Origin of the sequence: Streptomyces sp. CB02414, from assembly GCF_001905385.1 — a bacterium.
Lineage (GTDB): Bacteria > Actinomycetota > Actinomycetes > Streptomycetales > Streptomycetaceae > Streptomyces.
In genome coordinates this window covers 289,512-306,689 of the sequence record NZ_LIPF01000003.1, presented here as the reverse complement: position 1 = coordinate 306,689, position 17,178 = coordinate 289,512, and the positions used below count along the sequence as shown (strand labels likewise).

The 17,178-nt window shown below is 71.9% G+C and carries 17 protein-coding genes; 9 read left to right on the top strand and 8 right to left on the bottom strand.

What is annotated here, in order from left to right:
• Positions 1-154: 154 nt before the first annotated feature.
• Positions 155-2,320 carry a SpoIIE family protein phosphatase gene (locus AMK11_RS12400; protein ID WP_073726249.1) on the top strand — a complete coding sequence of 722 codons (2,166 nt, stop codon included), beginning with the start codon at positions 155-157 and terminating at the stop codon, positions 2,318-2,320.
• Here the strand turns inward: AMK11_RS12400 and AMK11_RS12395 are convergent.
• The 3 genes from AMK11_RS12395 to AMK11_RS12385 form a co-directional block, all read right to left on the bottom strand.
• On the bottom strand, positions 2,251-3,336 hold the full coding sequence (locus AMK11_RS12395) for an AI-2E family transporter (RefSeq protein ID WP_073726248.1): 1,086 nt from the start codon (positions 3,334-3,336) through the stop codon (positions 2,251-2,253). The two genes, AMK11_RS12400 and AMK11_RS12395, sit on opposite strands and share 70 nt — an antisense overlap.
• Positions 3,337-3,434: 98 nt before the next feature.
• The gene (locus AMK11_RS12390) at positions 3,435-4,412 is read right to left on the bottom strand and encodes a pirin family protein (protein ID WP_073726247.1); all 978 of its coding nucleotides are present in this window, start codon (positions 4,410-4,412) and stop codon (positions 3,435-3,437) included.
• Between the two features lie 115 nt (positions 4,413-4,527).
• A complete protein-coding gene (locus tag AMK11_RS12385) occupies positions 4,528-4,998 on the bottom strand; it encodes an SseB family protein (RefSeq protein WP_003975142.1) in 471 nt (156 codons plus the stop codon).
• A 149-nt stretch (positions 4,999-5,147) separates the two neighbouring features.
• Between AMK11_RS12385 and AMK11_RS12380 the strand changes: the two genes are divergently transcribed.
• The 4 genes from AMK11_RS12380 to AMK11_RS12365 all read left to right on the top strand — a co-directional run bounded on the left by AMK11_RS12380 (position 5,148) and on the right by AMK11_RS12365 (position 9,312).
• Positions 5,148-6,974: an acyl-CoA dehydrogenase gene (locus AMK11_RS12380; RefSeq protein ID WP_073726246.1), complete on the top strand. Its 1,827-nt coding sequence runs from the start codon at positions 5,148-5,150 to the stop codon at positions 6,972-6,974.
• Positions 6,975-7,064: 90 nt separating this feature from the next.
• Positions 7,065-8,363, top strand: coding sequence for a M18 family aminopeptidase (locus tag AMK11_RS12375; protein WP_073726245.1), 1,299 nt, complete (start codon positions 7,065-7,067; stop codon positions 8,361-8,363).
• Positions 8,364-8,476: 113 nt separating this feature from the next.
• Positions 8,477-8,728 (top strand): DUF6458 family protein, encoded by a 252-nt coding sequence (locus AMK11_RS12370; protein WP_073726244.1) that lies wholly within the window; start codon positions 8,477-8,479, stop codon positions 8,726-8,728.
• 89 nt (positions 8,729-8,817) lie between these two features.
• A complete protein-coding gene (locus tag AMK11_RS12365; RefSeq protein WP_073726243.1) occupies positions 8,818-9,312 on the top strand; it encodes an LURP-one-related/scramblase family protein in 495 nt (164 codons plus the stop codon).
• Between the two features lie 16 nt (positions 9,313-9,328).
• Here the strand turns inward: AMK11_RS12365 and AMK11_RS12360 are convergent, their stop codons facing one another.
• Together AMK11_RS12360 and AMK11_RS12355 are read right to left on the bottom strand one after the other, a co-directional pair.
• Positions 9,329-9,787 carry a DUF2867 domain-containing protein gene (locus AMK11_RS12360; protein ID WP_073726242.1) on the bottom strand — a complete coding sequence of 153 codons (459 nt, stop codon included), beginning with the start codon at positions 9,785-9,787 and terminating at the stop codon, positions 9,329-9,331.
• Between the two features lie 68 nt (positions 9,788-9,855).
• A complete protein-coding gene (locus AMK11_RS12355; RefSeq protein WP_073726240.1) occupies positions 9,856-10,653 on the bottom strand; it encodes a carbon-nitrogen family hydrolase in 798 nt (265 codons plus the stop codon).
• Positions 10,654-10,841: 188 nt separating this feature from the next.
• On the opposite strand from AMK11_RS12355, the gene AMK11_RS12350 reads away from it, so the two are divergent.
• Entirely contained in the window at positions 10,842-11,666 is an 825-nt protein-coding gene (locus tag AMK11_RS12350) for a maleylpyruvate isomerase family mycothiol-dependent enzyme (protein WP_073726238.1), read from the top strand.
• Positions 11,667-11,799: 133 nt separating this feature from the next.
• On the opposite strand, the gene AMK11_RS12345 is transcribed toward AMK11_RS12350, so the two are convergent.
• Positions 11,800-13,110, bottom strand: coding sequence for an MFS transporter (locus AMK11_RS12345; protein WP_073726236.1), 1,311 nt, complete (start codon positions 13,108-13,110; stop codon positions 11,800-11,802).
• The gene (locus AMK11_RS12340; protein ID WP_073726234.1) at positions 13,107-13,757 is read right to left on the bottom strand and encodes a GntR family transcriptional regulator; all 651 of its coding nucleotides are present in this window, start codon (positions 13,755-13,757) and stop codon (positions 13,107-13,109) included. The genes AMK11_RS12345 and AMK11_RS12340 overlap by 4 nt, the downstream gene beginning before the upstream one ends.
• A gap of 213 nt (positions 13,758-13,970) precedes the next feature.
• Between AMK11_RS12340 and AMK11_RS12335 the strand changes: the two genes are divergently transcribed.
• From AMK11_RS12335 to AMK11_RS12325, 3 genes are read left to right on the top strand one after another with little or no spacing between them, the layout of a single operon-like run.
• On the top strand, positions 13,971-14,879 hold the full coding sequence (locus AMK11_RS12335; protein ID WP_079187402.1) for a D-alanyl-D-alanine carboxypeptidase family protein: 909 nt from the start codon (positions 13,971-13,973) through the stop codon (positions 14,877-14,879).
• A 54-nt stretch (positions 14,880-14,933) separates the two neighbouring features.
• Complete coding sequence (locus AMK11_RS12330; RefSeq protein WP_073726231.1) at positions 14,934-15,281, top strand: GntR family transcriptional regulator; 348 nt, start codon at positions 14,934-14,936, stop codon at positions 15,279-15,281.
• The gene (locus AMK11_RS12325) at positions 15,278-16,267 is read left to right on the top strand and encodes a DUF1648 domain-containing protein (protein ID WP_073726229.1); all 990 of its coding nucleotides are present in this window, start codon (positions 15,278-15,280) and stop codon (positions 16,265-16,267) included. The genes AMK11_RS12330 and AMK11_RS12325 overlap by 4 nt, the downstream gene beginning before the upstream one ends.
• 9 nt (positions 16,268-16,276) lie before the next feature.
• On the opposite strand, the gene AMK11_RS12320 is transcribed toward AMK11_RS12325, so the two are convergent.
• A complete protein-coding gene (locus AMK11_RS12320; RefSeq protein ID WP_073726227.1) occupies positions 16,277-17,008 on the bottom strand; it encodes a TetR/AcrR family transcriptional regulator in 732 nt (243 codons plus the stop codon).
• Positions 17,009-17,178 lie beyond the last annotated feature (170 nt).

The following is a 17,178-nucleotide window of genomic DNA, read 5'->3' as shown; positions in this document are numbered from 1 at the left end:
ATCCAGCCTTCGCGGATCGGGAGTGGGTGTTTCACGTGAAACGACCCCAGCGTTGAAACAACCCCAGCGTACCGGGCGGCCACCCCTGCGTTCCTCCCCATTGGCACCGGGCGAGCGGTGGCAGCGTGCGATCAGACCTTCTTAAAGTGGGGCAATGCGCACTGATGAGCCCCTGCCCGAAGTGGGGGACGTCCTTGCCGCTCTCGCGACCGGTCTGTGGCACTGGAACACGGCCACCGGCGAGGTCACGGTCGACGCGGAGGCGGCCCGGCTGCTCGGGCTGCCCGCCAGACGCGCGCTGCTCACCGAGGCCCAGGTACGGGCGCGGCTGCACCCCGTGGACTGGAACGAGATCACCGGCGTGGTCCAGCTCGCCGTCGCCGAGGGCACCCTCGCCGAGGTCCGCATCCGGATCATGGACGAGCGGGGCCACATGGTCCGGATCGTGCGCAGCCGCTCCAAGCCGGCGTTCGACCCCGTGCACAAGACGTACGAGCTGACCGGCACCCTCCAGGAGGTCGCCGAGCCCACGCCGGGCACACCCGCCGGACGCAGCGCGGTGACCGGCGAGTGGCGCCGCTCGCGGGAGGCGTTCCTGCTGGACGCGGGCCGGGCGCTGGCCGAGGCACGGTCCACGGCGGAGGTGCTGCGGGTCGCGGCAGGCCTGTCGATGCCGGGGTTCTCCCCGGACGGGCTCGCGGTCTTCGGGGTCTCGGGCGACCGTCTCACGGTCATCGGCCACCACGGGCAGCCGCAGAACGACATGAACGCGTTCGTGAACATGCAGCTGGACACGGACTACCCGGCCGCCGAGGTGGTGCGCACCGGCCGTGCCGTCTACCTGTCCTCGCCCGAGCAGTACCGCTCCCGCTACCCCCTCACCTGGCCGCTCGCCGAGCGCTACGGCCGCCGCTCCTGGGCGTTCCTGCCGCTGACGGTGGCGGGCCGCCCGATGGGCGCGTGGATGGCCGCCTTCGCCTACCCCGTGGCGTTCACGCCGGACGAGCGCTCGGTGCTGACCACCGTGGCGCGGATGCTGGCGCAGGCCCTGTCCCGGGCGGGCGCCGCCGAGACCCAGCGGGAGCTGACCGACGGACTGCAGCGCAGCATGCTGCCCGTGCTCGGCCCGGAGATCCCCGGCATGGGCCTCGCCGCCCGCTACGTCCCCACCGGCGGCGGCCTCCAGGTCGGCGGCGACTGGTACGACATGATCCCGCTGCCCGCGGGGCGCTTCGCCCTGGTCATCGGCGACGTCCAGGGACACGACGTACGCGCGGCCGGCCTCATGGGCCAGCTGCGCATCGCGCTGCGCGCCTACGCCGCCGAGGGGCACCGTCCCGACGCGGTGCTCGCCCGCGCCTCCCACTTCCTGCACGGCCTCACCTCGTCCGAGGACGACCCCGGCGACACCCGCTTCGCGACCTGCTACTACGCCGAGGTGGACCCGGCGACCGGCACCGTGGAGAGCGCCCGCGCCGGCCATCTCGACCCCGTCGTCCGGATGGCCGACGGAACGGCACTGATCCGCGCCACCGCGGGCGGGCTGCCGCTGGGCATCGACCCGGACTCCGACTACCCGACCACCCGGCTGGCCCTGGAGCCCGGGGACACCCTGATGCTGTGCACGGACGGCCTGGTCGAGACCGGCGGCCACGACCTGCACTCCGGCTGGGACCGCCTCCGCGTCATCCTGGAGCAGCACGACGGCGACCTGGAGGAACTGGCCGACGCGCTGGTCCAGGCCGTGCACGGGCCCTCCTCGCACCACACCACCGGCCCGCTCGCCGACCGGCGGGAGGACGACATCGCCCTGCTCCTGCTGTGCCGGCAGGGCAAGGGATGCGGCTGCGGCGACAGCCCGGTCCTCCGGACGCCGGTGCGCCGCACGATGCTGACGGTCGCCCAGGCCGAGCCGGAGCGGATCGCCACCGCCCGGGAGCACCTGCGCGACCTCCTGCACGACTGGCCCAGCGAGGACCAGCTCGACGCGTCGGTGCTGCTGCTCTCCGAGATGCTGACGAACGTCCTGGTGCACACCGACGCCGACGCCCTGCTGGTCGCCGAGGTCACCGGGGAGCCGGGCGAGCGCCGCATCCGGGTCGAGGTCACCGACAGCGGCGACGACCTGCCGCACAAGCGCCGCCCGGGGGAGATGGCCTCCTCGGGGCGCGGCCTGATGCTGGTCGAGATGCTCGCCGACGAGTGGGGCGTCGCCCCGCGCGGCGCCGGCAAGAGCATCTGGTACGAGGTCTACGAGTCCACGGAGCCGGACGCAGGCCGCGGCGGCGGTGGCCCCGAGGGCGGCCCGGACGCCGCGTAACGCCCCTGGAGCTCGTGCACGATCCCGAACGCGGCCGCGGTCAGCGGCACGGCGAGCAGCATCCCCAGGATGCCCGCCACCGACGCCCCCGCGGTGAGCGCCAGCAGCACGATCGCCGGATGCATCTGCACGGTCCGGCTCTGGATCATCGGCTGGAGCACGTGCCCTTCGAGCACCTGCACGGCGAGCACCACTCCGAGGGCCCACAGCGCGATGGCGAACCCCCGGTCGGCCAGCGCGACCAGCACCGCCACCGCACCGGAGATGAACGCGCCGAGGTAGGGGATGTAGGCGCCGACGAAGACCAGCGCGCCGAGCCCGATCGCGCCGGGCACCCGCAGGATCAGCAGGCCCACCGTGATGCAGAAGGCGTCGATCAGGGCGATGAAGGTGGTGCCGCGCATGAAGCCCTCGACGGCGCCGAAGGCCCGCCGGGCCATCGCCTCGACCATGTCGGCGCCGCCGGGCGGGGCGAGGTGGCGCACCGTGGAGACCGCCCGGTCGGAGTCGCGCAGGAAGAAGAAGACGAGCAGCAGGGCGAGCACGGCCATGGCCAGCATCTCGCCGACGACGCTGATCCCGGTGACCACCCCGGAGGCCGCGGTCCCGCCGAACTTCCCCAGCAGCTCCCGCGCGTTGGACGCCATGTCCTCCAGCGAGGTCCCGGCCGCCCCGAAGTGGTCGGCGATGTCCCGCGCCGCGTTCCGCAGCGAGGCGATGATCTGGTCGCCGGTCTCGATGAGCGCGGACACCACGATGTACACGGCCCCGCCGACCACGGCCACGACGGCGACGCAGGTGAGTCCGGCCGCCAGCGACCGCTGCACGTGCGCCTTGACCAGCCACCGGTGCAGCGGCCGGAGCAGCGCGGTGCCGAGCAGCGCGAGCAGCGCCGGCGTCACCGCGGTGCGGAACTCGACGCAGAGCCGGATCGCGACGTAGACGACACCGCTGGCGAGGAGGATGACGGCGCACCACGCGGCGAACCGACGCACCGGGGCGGGAAGCAAGTGCACGCCCCCAGCCGATCACGCACCGGGCGGGCTGTCCTGCGCGGACGGCCCGCCCGGGTGACGGATCACCGGTTCATCAGGAGGCTGCTCCCCGGCCGGCGTCAGGCCTCCGGGCCCGCCTCCGACATGCCGTGCACGGCCGGGACGGTGCCGAGGCGGCCCTTCTGGAAGTCCTCGAAGGCCTGCATCAGCTCGTCCTTGGTGTTCATGACGAACGGGCCGTAGTGGGCCATGGGCTCCCGGATGGGGCGGCCGCCCAGCAGCACGACCTCCAGGTCCGGCGTGTGCGAGTCCTGCTTGTCGTCCGCGCGGACGGTCAGCGAGCCTCCGGCGCCGAAGACCGCCGTCTGGCCCAGGTGGATCGGACGCCGCTCGGCACCGACCGACCCGCGCCCGGCCATCACGTACGCGAGGCCGTTGAAGTCCTCCCGCCACGGCAGGGTGACCTCGGCGCCCGGCGCGAGCGTCGCGTGGACCATCGTGATCGGCGTGTGCGTGATGCCGGGGCCGTCGTGGCCGTCCAGCTCGCCGGCGATGACCCGCAGCAGCGCGCCGCCGTCGGGGGAGGTGAGCAGCTGGACGCTGCCGCTGCGGATGTCCTGGTAGCGGGGGGCCATCATCTTGTCCTTGGCCGGCAGGTTCACCCACAGCTGGAGGCCGTGGAAGAGACCGCCGGACATGACCAGCTGCTCCGGCGGCGCCTCGATGTGGAGGAGACCGGAGCCGGCCGTCATCCACTGGGTGTCGCCGTTGGTGATGGTGCCGCCACCGCCGTTGGAGTCCTGGTGGTCGAAGATCCCGTCGATGATGTAGGTGACGGTCTCGAAGCCGCGGTGCGGGTGCCAGGGCGTGCCTTTCGGCTCTCCGGGCGCGTACTCCACCTCACCCATCTGGTCCATCATGATGAACGGGTCGAGGTGGCGGTAGTTGATCCCGGCGAACGCGCGGCGAACCGGGAAGCCCTCGCCCTCGAAGCCGCTGGGCGCGGTCGTGACGGTGAGCACGGGACGTGCGACGGCGTCGGCGGACGCGGATACGCGGGGCAGCGTCAGCGGGTTCTCGACGGTCACGGCAGGCATGTCGACCTCCTCGGGCGGCGTGCGCCCCACTTTAGTTGAGCGTTGAACTTCTTGCCACCTCAAACAGAGAGAGCCCGGAGGGCATTCCCTCCGGGCTCGCAGCGGCGGCAGCCGGTCAGCCGTACATGCGACGCATGGCGAAATCGACCATCTGTTCGACGGCTTTCGCGTCGAAGACCATCCGGTGCTCGCCCTCCATGTCCAGGACGAAGCCGTAGCCGGTCGGCAGGAGGTCGATCACCTCGGCGCCCGTGATCACGAAGTACTTGGACTCCTTGCCCGCGTACCGGCGCAGCTCCTTGAGGCCGGTGAACATGGGGATCACCGGCTGCTGGGTGTTGTGCAGCGCGAGGAAGCCGGGGTTGTCGCCGCGCGGGCAGTAGACCTTCGAGGTGGCGAAGATCTGCTGGAAGTCCTCGGCGGACATCTGGCCGGTGGTGAAGGCGCGCACCGCGTCCGCGAGCGAGGGCGGGGACGGCTCGGGGTACAGCGGCGGCTGCTGCCCGTACCCGCCGCCCATCGGCTGCTGCGGGGGCGGGGCGTACTGCTGCTGCTGTTGGCCCGCGGTCTGGTCGTAGCCGTACATGCAGCACAGAGTAACGAGTAACGAGTCACAGATGGGCGGCTCGGGGTTGCTTCTTATTACCGGCGGGTAGCATCATCGTAGCTACTAGTTGGTACGTGTACGGATGCGAGGAGCGAGTGCCTCGCCGATCTCTCAACGGAGCCGTCGCCATGGGGCACTACAAGCCGAATCTCCGGGACATCGAGTTCAACCTCTTCGAGGTGCTCGGCCGCGACAAGGTCTACGGCAGCGGCCCGTTCGCGGAGATGGACACGGACACGGCCAAGAGCGTCCTGGAGGAGCTGACCCGCCTCTCGGAGAACGAGCTGGCCGAGTCCTTCGCCGACGCCGACCGCAACCCGCCGGTCTTCGACCCGGAGACCAACACCGCGCCGGTCCCGGCGTCCTTCAAGAAGAGCTACCAGGCCTTCATGGACTCCGAGTACTGGCGCCTGGGCCTGCCCGAGGAGATCGGCGGCACCACCTCGCCGCGCTCGCTCATCTGGGCGTACGCGGAGCTGATCCTCGGCGCCAACCCGGCCGTGTGGATGTACTCCTCCGGCCCGGCGTTCGCCGGCATCCTCTTCGAGGAGGGCAACGAGGTCCAGAAGCACATCGCCTCGATCGCCGTCGAGAAGCAGTGGGGCTCCACCATGGTCCTCACCGAGCCGGACGCCGGCTCCGACGTGGGCGCCGGCCGCACCAAGGCGGTCCAGCAGGAGGACGGCTCCTGGCACATCGAGGGCGTGAAGCGCTTCATCACGTCCGGCGAGCACGACATGTCGGAGAACATCCTCCACTACGTCCTCGCCCGCCCCGAGGGCGCCGGCCCCGGCACCAAGGGCCTGTCGCTCTTCCTCGTCCCGAAGTACGAGTTCGACTTCGAGACCGGCGAGCTGGGCGAGCGCAACGGCGTCTACGCCACGAACGTCGAGCACAAGATGGGCCTGAAGGCCTCCAACACCTGCGAGATGACCTTCGGCGACCGCCACCCCGCCAAGGGCTGGCTGATCGGCGACAAGCACGACGGCATCCGCCAGATGTTCCGCATCATCGAGTTCGCCCGGATGATGGTCGGCACGAAGGCGATCTCCACCCTCTCCACGGGCTACCTCAACGCCCTGGAGTACGCCAAGGAGCGCGTCCAGGGCCCCGACCTGGCCAACTTCATGGACAAGTCGGCCCCCAAGGTCACCATCACGCACCACCCGGACGTCCGCCGCTCCCTGATGACGCAGAAGGCGTACGCGGAGGGCATGCGCGCCCTCGTCATGTACACCGCCTCGGTCCAGGACGAGATCCAGATCAAGGAGGCGAACGGCGAGGACGCCGCCACCGAGCACGCCCTCAACGACCTGCTCCTGCCGATCGTCAAGGGCTACGGCTCGGAGAAGGCCTACGAGCAGCTCGCGCAGTCCCTCCAGACCTTCGGCGGCTCCGGGTTCCTCCAGGAGTACCCGATCGAGCAGTACATCCGCGACGCCAAGATCGACACCCTCTACGAGGGCACCACGGCGATCCAGGGCCAGGACTACTTCTTCCGGAAGATCGTCCGCAACCAGGGCGCCGCGCTGAACTCGCTCGCCGAGGACATCAAGAAGTTCCTCGCCCTCGGCACCGGCGGCGAGGAGCTGTCCGGCGCCCGCGAGCACCTCGCCAAGGCCGCCGTCGAGCTGGAGGCCATCGTCGGCCTCATGCTCACCGACCTCGCGGCCACCGAGCAGGACGTCAAGAACATCTACAAGGTGGGCCTCAACACCACCCGCCTCCTCCAGGCCTCCGGTGACGTGATCGTCGGCTACCTGCTTCTCAAGGGCGCCGCCGTCGCCGCCGAGAAGCTGCCGACGGCGTCCGCGAAGGACAAGGCCTTCTACACCGGCAAGATCGCCGCCGCGAAGTTCTTCGCCGCGAACGTCCTGCCCGGCCTCACCCTGGCCCGCAAGATCGCCCAGGGCGTCGAGCTGGACCTGATGGAGCTGGACGAGGCCGCGTTCTAGGTCCCGCCCTCCACGAACTCCACACACCGGCACGAGGGCCCGCTCCCGCTCCACGGGAAGCGGGCCCTCACACGTCGTTAAGGTGAACCCATGAGCGCACCAGCCCGCTTCGACCGCGGCCACACCGACGACCTGATGACCTTCCTGGCGGCGAGCCCGACGCCGTACCACGCCGTGGCCAACGCCGCCGAGCGGCTGGAGAAGGCCGGCTTCCGGCAGGTCGCGGAGACGGACGCCTGGGAGGGGACGAGCGGCGGCAAGTACGTGCTGCGCGGCGGCGCGATCGTGGCCTGGTACGTCCCCGAGGGCGCCGCGCCGCACACCCCCTTCCGCATCGTCGGCGCCCACACCGACTCCCCCAACCTGCGCGTGAAGCCCCGCCCCGACACCGGTGCGCACGGCTGGCGCCAGGTCGCCGTGGAGATCTACGGCGGACCGCTGATGAACTCCTGGCTCGACCGCGACCTGGGCCTGGCCGGCCGCCTCACCCTGCGCGACGGCTCGACCCGCCTGGTCAACGTCGACCGCCCGCTGCTCCGCGTCCCCCAACTCGCCATCCACATGGACCGCAACGTGTCCGCGGAGGGCCTCAAGCTCGACAAGCAGCGCCACCTCCAGCCCGTCTGGGGCCTCGGCGACCCGGTCCGCGACGGCGACCTGATCGCCTTCCTGGAGGAGGAGACCGGTCTCGCGCGCGGCGAGGTCACCGGCTGGGACCTCATGACCCACTCCGTGGAGCCCCCGGCGTACCTGGGCCGCGACCGGGAGCTGGTGGCCGGCCCACGCATGGACAACCTCCTGTCCGTGCACGCCGGTACGGCCGCCCTGGCCGCCGTCGCGGCCTCCGACGCGGACCTGTCGTACATCCCCGTGCTCGCTGCCTTCGACCACGAGGAGACCGGCTCCCAGTCGGACACGGGCGCCGACGGCCCGCTCCTCGGCAGCGTCCTGGAGCGTTCGGTGTTCGCGCGCGGCGGCACGTACGAGGACCGCGCCCGCGCCTTCGCCGGCACGGTCTGCCTGTCCTCCGACACGGGCCACGCCGTCCACCCCAACTACGCGGAACGGCACGACCCGACGCACCATCCACGCGTCAACGGCGGCCCCATCCTCAAGGTCAACGTCAACAACCGCTACGCCACGGACGGTTCGGGCCGCGCGGTGTTCGCCGCCGCCTGCGAGAAGGCGGACGTCCCCTTCCAGACCTTCGTCTCCAACAACGCCATGCCCTGCGGCACCACCATCGGCCCGATCACCGCGGCCCGGCACGGCATCAGCACCGTCGACATCGGCGCGGCCATCCTCTCGATGCACAGCGCACGGGAACTGTGCGGCGCCGACGACCCGTACCTGCTGGCCAACGCCCTGGTGGCGTTCCTGAGGCCGTAGTTCTCACCCGGAACGGCCGCCCACGGCATGGTGGTTGAGGCCCGGGGTACCCGCACGGAACCGGATCGGCCGGAAACCCGGAACCGACCGGATCTGACAGGGAGGCAACACTCATGGGCCTCGGCGGGTGCATCATCCTCATCGCCGTGGGAGCCATCCTCACGTTCGCGACCGACTGGGACATGCAGGGCGTCAACCTCGACCTGGTCGGTGTCATCTTCATGGTCGTCGGCCTGATCGGTGTAGCGACGTTCAGCAGCATCGCCCGACGCCGCCGCGTCGTGATGCCACCGACGACCCCGGTCGTCGAGGACCGGCCCCACCACCACACACGTGACGGCTACAGCGACGGCTACGGCGCCTGAGCCCCTCAGGGGGCGTGTCCGGGGCGCGGGGTCGTCCTGTCGGCCCATCGGCCGCGTCCCCGGACGCCCGGCGGGGAAGCGATCACGCCATGAGATTCCTCGTGTACGACCGGCTCCTCGGCTTCGGTGACGACTACTGGATCGAGGACGACAGCGGCAACAAGGTGTTCCTCGTGGACGGCAAGGCCATGCGGCTGCGGGACACCTGGGAGCTGAAGGACGCCCAGGGGCGGGTCCTCGTCGACATCCACCAGAAGATGCTCGCCCTGCGGGACACGATGGTGATCGAGCGGGACGGCGAGCCGCTGGCGCGCATCAAGCGCAAACGGCTGTCGCTCCTGCGCAACCACTACCGGGTCTCCCTGGCCGACGGCAACGAGCTGGACGTCAGCGGCAAGATCCTCGACCGGGAGTTCGCCATCGAGTACGACGGCGAGCTGCTGGCCGTCGTCTCCCGGCGGTGGCTCACCCTCCGGGACACCTACGGCGTGGACGTCGTACGGGACGACGCCGACCCGGCGCTGCTGATCGCGCTGACGGTGTGCGTGATCCACCTCGCGGAGAAGGAGCGGGAGGAGGAGTGACGGGCCCGTCGGGGGCTCACTCCATACGGCGCACGGCGCGGGTGAGGAGCAGGGGCACGGCCAGGTGGTGCACCGGCGCGGCCAGGGACCACAGCGCCCGGCCGGCCCGGCGCTCGTAGCGCGCGTACGTCGCCCAGAGCAGCCGCGTGTCGTCGAGGGTGACGACGTTGCGGACGGTCAGGGAGGGCGCGCGTGCCTCCAGGGCGATCCGGTCCGGTCCGGCCTCCACCCTGCGCCACCCCACCACGTGCCGCGCCGAGGAGCGCGGTCCCAGCCGCAGTCCCAGCACGCCCGCCCAGCCCGTCCGGAACAGCTCGCGCAGGGCCACCGGGACGTCCTCGAAACTGGCGCGCACCCACTCCTCCGGCGTCAGCCGGGGCAGTCCGGCGGCCGGGAGCTCGAAGGCCGTCGCGAAGGGGAAGCCGGCGGGGTCCACCCGGACACGGCGCACGGCAGGGGTTCCGGTCGGTGCCATGTGCGGGATTCTAGGCCGCCCGGGTGACCGTCCCGTCACCCCGCGTCAACGCCGAGTGTGCCCGACCGCTAACGGCGCGGCGGCTCCAGCCCCAGCACCCGGTCCTTCAGCGCCGGGAACTGCTCCCGGGTCCGCGCCACCTTCGCCGGGTCGAACTCCACCGTGAGGACCTCCTCGTCCGCGCCGGCCCGCGCCAGCACCTCGCCCCAGGGATCGACCACGATCGAGTGACCGGCCTGCGGAACCCCGGCGTGCGTCCCGGCCGTTCCACAGGCGAGGACGAACGCCTGGTTCTCCACCGCGCGTGCCTGCGCCAGCAGCGTCCAGTGGGACCGGCGGCGCTCCGGCCAGCCCGCCGGGACGACCAGGGTCTCGGCACCGGCGTCGACGAGGCCGCGGAAGAGCTCGGGGAAACGGAGGTCGTAGCAGGTCGCCACGCCCAGGGTCGTCTCCGGCAGACGGACCGTCACCAGCTCGCGCCCGGCGCCCATCAGCACGGCCTCGCCCTTGTCGAAGCCGAAGCGGTGGATCTTGCGGTAGGCGGCGGCCAGGTCACCGGTGGGGGAGAAGACGAGGGAGGTGTTGTAGAGCGTCCCGTCCGGGTCCCTTTCCGGCACGGAGCCCGCGTGCAGCCACACGCCCGCGTCGCTCGCCGCCTTGGCCATCGCCTCGTACGTCGGGCCCTGGAGCGGCTCGGCCGCCGTGCCGAACTCCTCGAAGGCGAAGGCGCCCGTGGTCCACAGCTCCGGCAGCACGACCAGGTCGGCGGCGCCCGCCTGTTCCCGTACCAGGGACGCCGCGCGCCGACGACGCGCTTCCACCGATTCGCCCTCGTTCACGGCGATTTGGATCAAAGAGGCGCGCACACTACCACCGTCCTGGCATTCGAGCCGTCCACACGGGCCTACGATCGTCACACGAAAGCACTGCCGGGGTGCCGCACAGCAGCGTAACTTAGCGTCTCAAGACGCCCGCCGACCGCAGCCGCAGCCACCTCCCACTGGCACCGACGCCACAACCCGCCCGTGTACCGACCGCCGAGGGGTCCCGTTCCGTGAGTCTGCATCCCACCCTCCAGCCCTACGCCGACGCCTGGACTCACTCCATCGAGGCGATATCCGAGCTGGTCCAGCCGCTTGCGGAGGCAGAGTGGAACCGCCGCACGCCCTGCCCGGGCTGGTCGGTGCGCGACGTGGTCTCCCACGTCCTGGGCCTGGACTCCGAGATGCTCGGCGACCCGCGTCCCATCCACTCCCTCCCGCGCGACCTCTTCCACGTCACCAACGAGCACCAGCGCTACATGGAGATGCAGGTCGACGTCCGCCGCCACCACACGGCGCCGGAGATGACGTCCGAGCTCGAATACATGGTCATCCGGCGCAACCGCCAGCTGCGGAACGAGTCGCGGGACCCCGGCACCAAGGTGCGCGGCCCGCTCGGCACCGAGCTGACCCTCGTGGAGGCCATGCGCCGGCACGCCTTCGACGTGTGGGCGCACGAGCAGGACCTGCGTACGGCCCTCGGCCGCCCCGGCAACCTGGACTCCCCCGGCGCGCACGTCACCCGTGACGTGCTGCTCGCCGAGCTGCCGGCGGTCGTCGCCGAGCGCGCGGACGCGCCGCGCAGCTCCGCCGTCGTCTTCGACGTCCACGGGCCGGTCGAGTTCCTGCGCACCATCCGCGTCGACATCCAGGGCCGCGGCACCCTGGAATCGTCCCCCGCCCTCGGCCCCGCCGCGACCCTCACCCTCGACTGGGAGACGTACGTCCGCCTGGCCTGCGGCCGCGTGACGCCGGAAGCGGCGGCGGACCGCATCAAGACGGAGGGCGACCCGGACCTGACGGCGGCGATCCTGCGCCACTTCACGGTCACGCCCTAGCTGCGGGCAGTCGTGCCTCCCCCAGTGCCTGAACGGCCTGGGAGGTACCCCCAGGGCCGGCACGGGTGGGCGCAGCGGCACCCCGTCAGCGCCGGGCTGCGACCCGCCCCCGGCCCGTACCCACGCCGGGTGCCTATACAGGCACGTGCACCGTCTCCACCCGGCTCGCCACCAGCCGCTCCCGCTCCCGCAGGGCCGCCCGCTTGCGCAACCGCAGGATCTGCGACAGCCCCACCGCCTGCAGCACGAACACCGACGAGAAGGCGACGGCGTAGTCGTCCCCGGTAGCGTCCAGCAGCACCCCGACCGCGAACAGCGTCGTCATCGACGCCACGAAGCCGCCCATGTTGGTGATCCCGGACGCCGTCCCCTGCCGCTCCGGCGGGTTCGCCGGCCGGGCGAAGTCGAAGCTGATCATCGACGCCGGCCCGCACGCCCCCAGCACCGTGCACAGCACGACCAGCAGCCACATCGGGGCCGCGTCGGCCGGGTAGGTGAGCGTCGCCGCCCACAGGGCCGCCGTCGCGCCCACCGTGCCGAGCGCCAGCGGCAGCCGCGCCGCGTGGTGCCGGGCGATGATCTGGCCGTAGACGAGGCCGACCGCCATGTTGGACAGGACGACCAGGGTGAGCAGTCCGCTCGCCGTCTCCCTCGTCAGCCCCTGCGCCTCCACCAGGAAGGGCATGCCCCACAGCAGCAGGAACACCATCGCCGGGAACTGGGTGGTGAAGTGCACCCACAGCCCGAGCCGCGTCCCCGGTTCGCGCCAGGACGTGGCGATCTGGCGTCGTACGTACGCGGCGCCCTGGTGCGGCATCGGCTCCGGCTCGTGCCCTTCGGGGTGGTCCTTGAGGAAGAGCAGGAGCAGGACCAGCACCACCACACCGGCCAGCGCGCTGCCCGCGAACGCGGCCGTCCAGCCGATGCCGTGCAGCAGCCGGGCCAGGACGAGGGTGGAGACCAGGTTGCCCGCCATGCCGACCAGTCCGGCGAGCTGGGCGACCATCGGCCCGCGCCGGGCCGGGAACCAGCGGCTGCCCAGCCGCAGCACGCTGATGAAGGTCATCGCGTCCCCGCAGCCCAGCAGCGCCCGGGAGGCGAGTGCCATGCCGTACGACGGGGAGAAGGCGAAGCCCAGCTGCCCGGCCGTGAACAGCACCACGCCGATGCCGAGCACCTTCTTGGTGCCGAGCCGGTCGACGAGCAGGCCGACGGGTATCTGCATGCCGGCGTAGACCAGCAGCTGGAGGATGGAGAAGGTGGACAGGGCGGAGGCGTTGACGTGGAAGCGGTCGGCGGCGTCGAGGCCGGCCACGCCCAGGGACGTGCGGAAGATGACGGCGACGAAGTAGACGGCGACGCCGATGCTCCAGACGGCGATCGCGCGCCGGCCGCCCGGCGGATCCCCGGGCAGGGCCTTCCCGGCCGCGGTGGCCGAACTCATCGGACCTCACCCCGGGCCAGGTGCGAGAACCAGCCCACGTGCCGGTGGACCACGCCGACCGCCGCGTCCGCGTCCCCGGAGCGCAGCGCCTGAAGGATCTCCTCGTGCTCGGCGAGGGTCTTGGCGATCCGGTCGGGGTGGGAGTGCATGACGGCGACGCCCATGCGCAGCTGGCGGTCGCGGAGCTGGTCGTAGAGGCGGGAGAGGATCTCGTTGCCCCCGCTGCGGACGATCTCGGCGTGGAAGCAGCGGTCGGTGACGGAGGCGGCGGCGAAGTCGCCGGCGGCGGCCTGCTCCTTCTGCCGGGCGAGCAGTTCCTCCAGCCGCTCGACCAGACCGGGCGGCGCCGGTACGGCCTTGCGCGCCGCATGCTCCTCGACCAGCAGCCGGGTCTCCACCACGTCGGCGATCTCCTGCGCGGAGACGGGCAGCACCAGGGCGCCCTTCTTCGGGTAGAGCCGGATCAGCCCCTCGACCTCCAGCCGCAGCAGCGCCTCGCGCACCGGCGTGCGGGACACGCCCACCGCCTCGGCGAGCTCGCCCTCGGTGAGCAGGGTTCCGCCCTCGTAGCGGCGCTCCAGGACGCCCTGCTTGACGTGGGTGTAGACGCGGTCCGCCGCTGGGGGCTGCTTCACTGCCGTGGTCATGCCGACAGGATAGATACAACAGGGACACAAGAAGGGAACCGTCCACCATGCGGACGCCCGGCCACCCGCAGGAGGGAGCCGGCGGCCACACCCCGCCGCCGCGCGGCCGTCCGTGCTATCCACATGTCACACGGACGCGACCGGACCCGCACCGACCACAACTCGGCCGCGCCCCAGGGGAATTGCATTCACCACCACCGGGGTACTCACTTGATGAACGTCATTCCGGGCGCCCGCCTGCGCAGAGCCGCAGCCGTCGCCCTGACCAGCGGCGCCCTGCTCGCGACCGGCGCCCTCTCCACCACCCCCGCGCAGGCCGCGCCCGCCGCCGCCACGCCGTCGATCGTCGCCAAGGGCGGCTTCGTGATGAACGACGCCGGGGGCAGGGCGCTCTACACCAAGGCCGCGGACACCAAGCGTCCCACCGGCTCCACCACCAAGATCATGACCGCGAAGGTGGTGCTCGCCCAGCCCAGGCTGAACCTGGACGCCAAGGTCACGATCCGGATGGCGTACAGCGACTACATCGTCTCGAAGAACGCGTCCTCCGCCCGCCTCATCGTCGGCGACAAGGTGACGGTCCGGCAGTTGCTGTACGGGCTGATGCTGCCGTCGGGCTGCGACGCGGCGTACGCGCTCGCCGACCGGTTCGGCTCGGGGAAGACGCGCGCGGCCCGCGTGAAGTCGTTCATCGGCAAGATGAACGCGGAGGCTCGGAAACTGGGGCTGAAGAACACCCGCTTCGACTCGTTCGACGGCATCGGCAACGGACGGAACCACTCCACGCCGCGCGACCTGACCAGGCTCGCGAGCAGCGCGATGAAGAGCCCGGCCTTCCGCACGATCGTGAAGACGAAGAAGTACACGGCCAGGACGGTCACCAGGAAGGGCGGCACCCGCACGATGGCGCCCTGGGTCAACACCAACACACTGCTCGGCAGTTACAGCGGCGCGATCGGCGTCAAGACCGGCTCGGGCCCCGAGGCCAAGTACTGCCTGGTCTTCGCCGCGACCCGGAAGGGGAAGACCGTCATCGGCACGGTGCTGACCTCCTCGTCGTCGGCGCAGCGCGCCAAGGACGCCACGAAGCTCATGAACTACGGCTTCGCCAGGCTGAGCTGAGCCGGTCCGGCCCCCTGCCCCCATGAAGCTGATGGTGATAGTGTCATTAGCACCATGCTGCTGAGTCTGGACACGACCGACACCCGTCCGCTGCACGAACAGGTCGCGGGCGCCGTCCGGCGCGCCATCGCCGAGGGCGAGTGCGCCCCCGGGGACCGCCTGCCCTCCGCGCGCGACCTCTCGGCCGCGCTGGACGTCAACGTCAACACCGTGCTGCGCGCCCTGCGCGGACTGCGGGACGAGGGCCTGCTGGAGTTCCGCCGGGGCCGGGGGGTGACCGTCGCCGAGGGAGCCCGGCCGCACTCGGGCCTGCAGATCCGCGTACGGGAGCTGGTCGCCGAGGCGGCCCGGCTGGGCTACAGCAGGACCGATCTCATCGACATGATCAGGGGGGTGCCGTGAGGGACACGACGGTGGCGGTGCGGACGACGGCGGTGGTCTGGACGGTCGGTGTCACGGTCGTGCTGGCCGGGATGCCGCTCATGGTGCGGGGGCGGTTGCCGGACCCGCTGGCGACCCACTGGGGGCTGGGCGGAGGGGTACCCGACGGGTCGATGCCCCTGTGGGCGGCGTCCCTCTTCCCGGCGCTGATCTGGCTGCTCATCGCGGGGGTGACGCTCGGCCTGCTGCTGCGTGACCGCACCAAGTCTCACCACCCGTGGACCACCGCGACCCTGCTGCCCACCGGCATCGTGCTGGCCGGCTCTCAGGCCGCCCTCGTCCGGGCCAACCTGGACCGCGCCCACTGGCAGGAGGCCCGGCAGCCGACCGCGTGGATCGTCGCGATCCTCGTCGCGGCCGTCGTCGCGGGAGTGGGCGCCTGGTTCGTCGCCACCCGGCGCACGGCGGACACCGACGCCGCGGGTGCGCACGCCTCCGGCGTCCCGGCCCTGGACCTCCCCGACGGCCGACGGGTGGCGTGGTTCTCCCGGACCGCCAACCCCTGGCTCCGACTGGTGGCCGCGGTGACCGGCCTGGCGGCCGTGGGAGCGCTCGTCGCCGTCGTCGGCGGCCTCGCGGACCCCGGCGGCCTGTGGGCAGCGTTCGCCGGCTGCGCCGTCGCGTCCCTGTCCTGCGCCCTGTTCTCCTCGGTGCAGGCGCGGGTCTCGGAGCGGGGCCTGGAGGTGTCCTTCGGCCCGTTCGGCTGGCCCGCGCGGCACTGGGCGCCCGGCGACCTCGACGCGGCGCGCGCCGAGGTCCGCTCTCCGGCCCAGGTGGGCGGCTGGGGTTACCGCGTCAGCGGCCTGGGCACCACGGTGATGCTGCGTGCCGGGGAGTGCCTGGTGGTACGGCCCCGGGGGCGCCGTACGGACTTCGCGGTGAGCGTCGACGACGCGGAGCGGGGCGCGGCCCTGCTCAACGCGGTGCGCGCGGGCCGGGCTTCCTGAGGCCGGCGGTCAGCCGGTGTCGAGGCCGTCGACCAGGCGGTTGAGAAAACGGGTGAAGGTGGCCTCGGGGGTGAGGGGGCGTCCGGGGGCGGCGAGTGCCTCGGCGAGTTCCGGATGGTGGCCGTCCGCGGCGACGGCGGCGAGGTAGCGGGCCTCGGCCGCGGCCCGGTCGGGCGACCGCGACGCCTCGGCCGACGAGATCTCGTGGCCGACGTGCCCGGCGACGAACGCCGTGAGCTGGGCGAAGACCTCCAGCTTCGCCGCACCGTCCAGTCCGGAGGGCCGCAGGGCGGCGAGCGCCCGTTCCAGGAAGGCCAGGGTGTTGGGGCCCGGGACGCGGCGGGTGGCCAGGGCGGCCGGCAACCAGGGGTGGCGCAGCATGTGGGCGCGCTGGAGGTGGGCGATGGCCTTCAGGTCGGCGCGCCAGTCGCCGGTGGGCGTCGCCGTGGCCGGCAGTTCGCCGCTGACGTGGTCGACCATCAGGTGCAGCAGCGTCTCCTTGTCGGGGGCGTAGCTGTAGAGCGACATGACGCCGGCCCCGACCTGTGCGGCCACCTTGCGCATGGTGACCGCTTCGAGTCCCTCCGCGTCCGCGAGGCCGACGGCCGCCTCGATGATCGTCTCCCGGCTGTAGGCGGGCCTGCGGCCACGGCGAGGGCCGTCGCCGGGGGCGCGCCAGAGCTGCCCGGGGTCGACACCCACGGCGTCCCTCCCCGCGTCCGCCCCTGGGTCCCGGGGCATGCGCCACGCTCCCTTCCCGCCTTCGCGATCACCACGTCACTTGCGGGCTCCAGTCAAGCATCCTCTATTCTCGTACATCGTACGTAAAAGCGAGGAGGAGCACGATGCCGTCACGCGCGCACGACCCCGCCGCCCCGAAGTCCGCCTGGACACCGCCGCGCGGGAAACCA

Coding starts and splice junctions, on each gene's coding strand:
- AMK11_RS12400 (WP_073726249.1), top strand. CDS start 155: ATGCGCACTGATGAGCCCCTGCCCGAAGTGGGGGACGTCCTTGCCGCT.
- AMK11_RS12340 (WP_073726234.1), bottom strand. CDS start 13,757: ATGACCACGGCAGTGAAGCAGCCCCCAGCGGCGGACCGCGTCTACACC.
- AMK11_RS12390 (WP_073726247.1), bottom strand. CDS start 4,412: ATGCCTGCCGTGACCGTCGAGAACCCGCTGACGCTGCCCCGCGTATCC.
- AMK11_RS12320 (WP_073726227.1), bottom strand. CDS start 17,008: ATGCCCCGGGACCCAGGGGCGGACGCGGGGAGGGACGCCGTGGGTGTC.
- AMK11_RS12375 (WP_073726245.1), top strand. CDS start 7,065: ATGAGCGCACCAGCCCGCTTCGACCGCGGCCACACCGACGACCTGATG.
- AMK11_RS12335 (WP_079187402.1), top strand. CDS start 13,971: ATGAACGTCATTCCGGGCGCCCGCCTGCGCAGAGCCGCAGCCGTCGCC.
- AMK11_RS12385 (WP_003975142.1), bottom strand. CDS start 4,998: ATGTACGGCTACGACCAGACCGCGGGCCAACAGCAGCAGCAGTACGCC.
- AMK11_RS12330 (WP_073726231.1), top strand. CDS start 14,934: ATGCTGCTGAGTCTGGACACGACCGACACCCGTCCGCTGCACGAACAG.
- AMK11_RS12345 (WP_073726236.1), bottom strand. CDS start 13,110: ATGAGTTCGGCCACCGCGGCCGGGAAGGCCCTGCCCGGGGATCCGCCG.
- AMK11_RS12370 (WP_073726244.1), top strand. CDS start 8,477: ATGGGCCTCGGCGGGTGCATCATCCTCATCGCCGTGGGAGCCATCCTC.
- AMK11_RS12380 (WP_073726246.1), top strand. CDS start 5,148: ATGGGGCACTACAAGCCGAATCTCCGGGACATCGAGTTCAACCTCTTC.
- AMK11_RS12365 (WP_073726243.1), top strand. CDS start 8,818: ATGAGATTCCTCGTGTACGACCGGCTCCTCGGCTTCGGTGACGACTAC.
- AMK11_RS12360 (WP_073726242.1), bottom strand. CDS start 9,787: ATGGCACCGACCGGAACCCCTGCCGTGCGCCGTGTCCGGGTGGACCCC.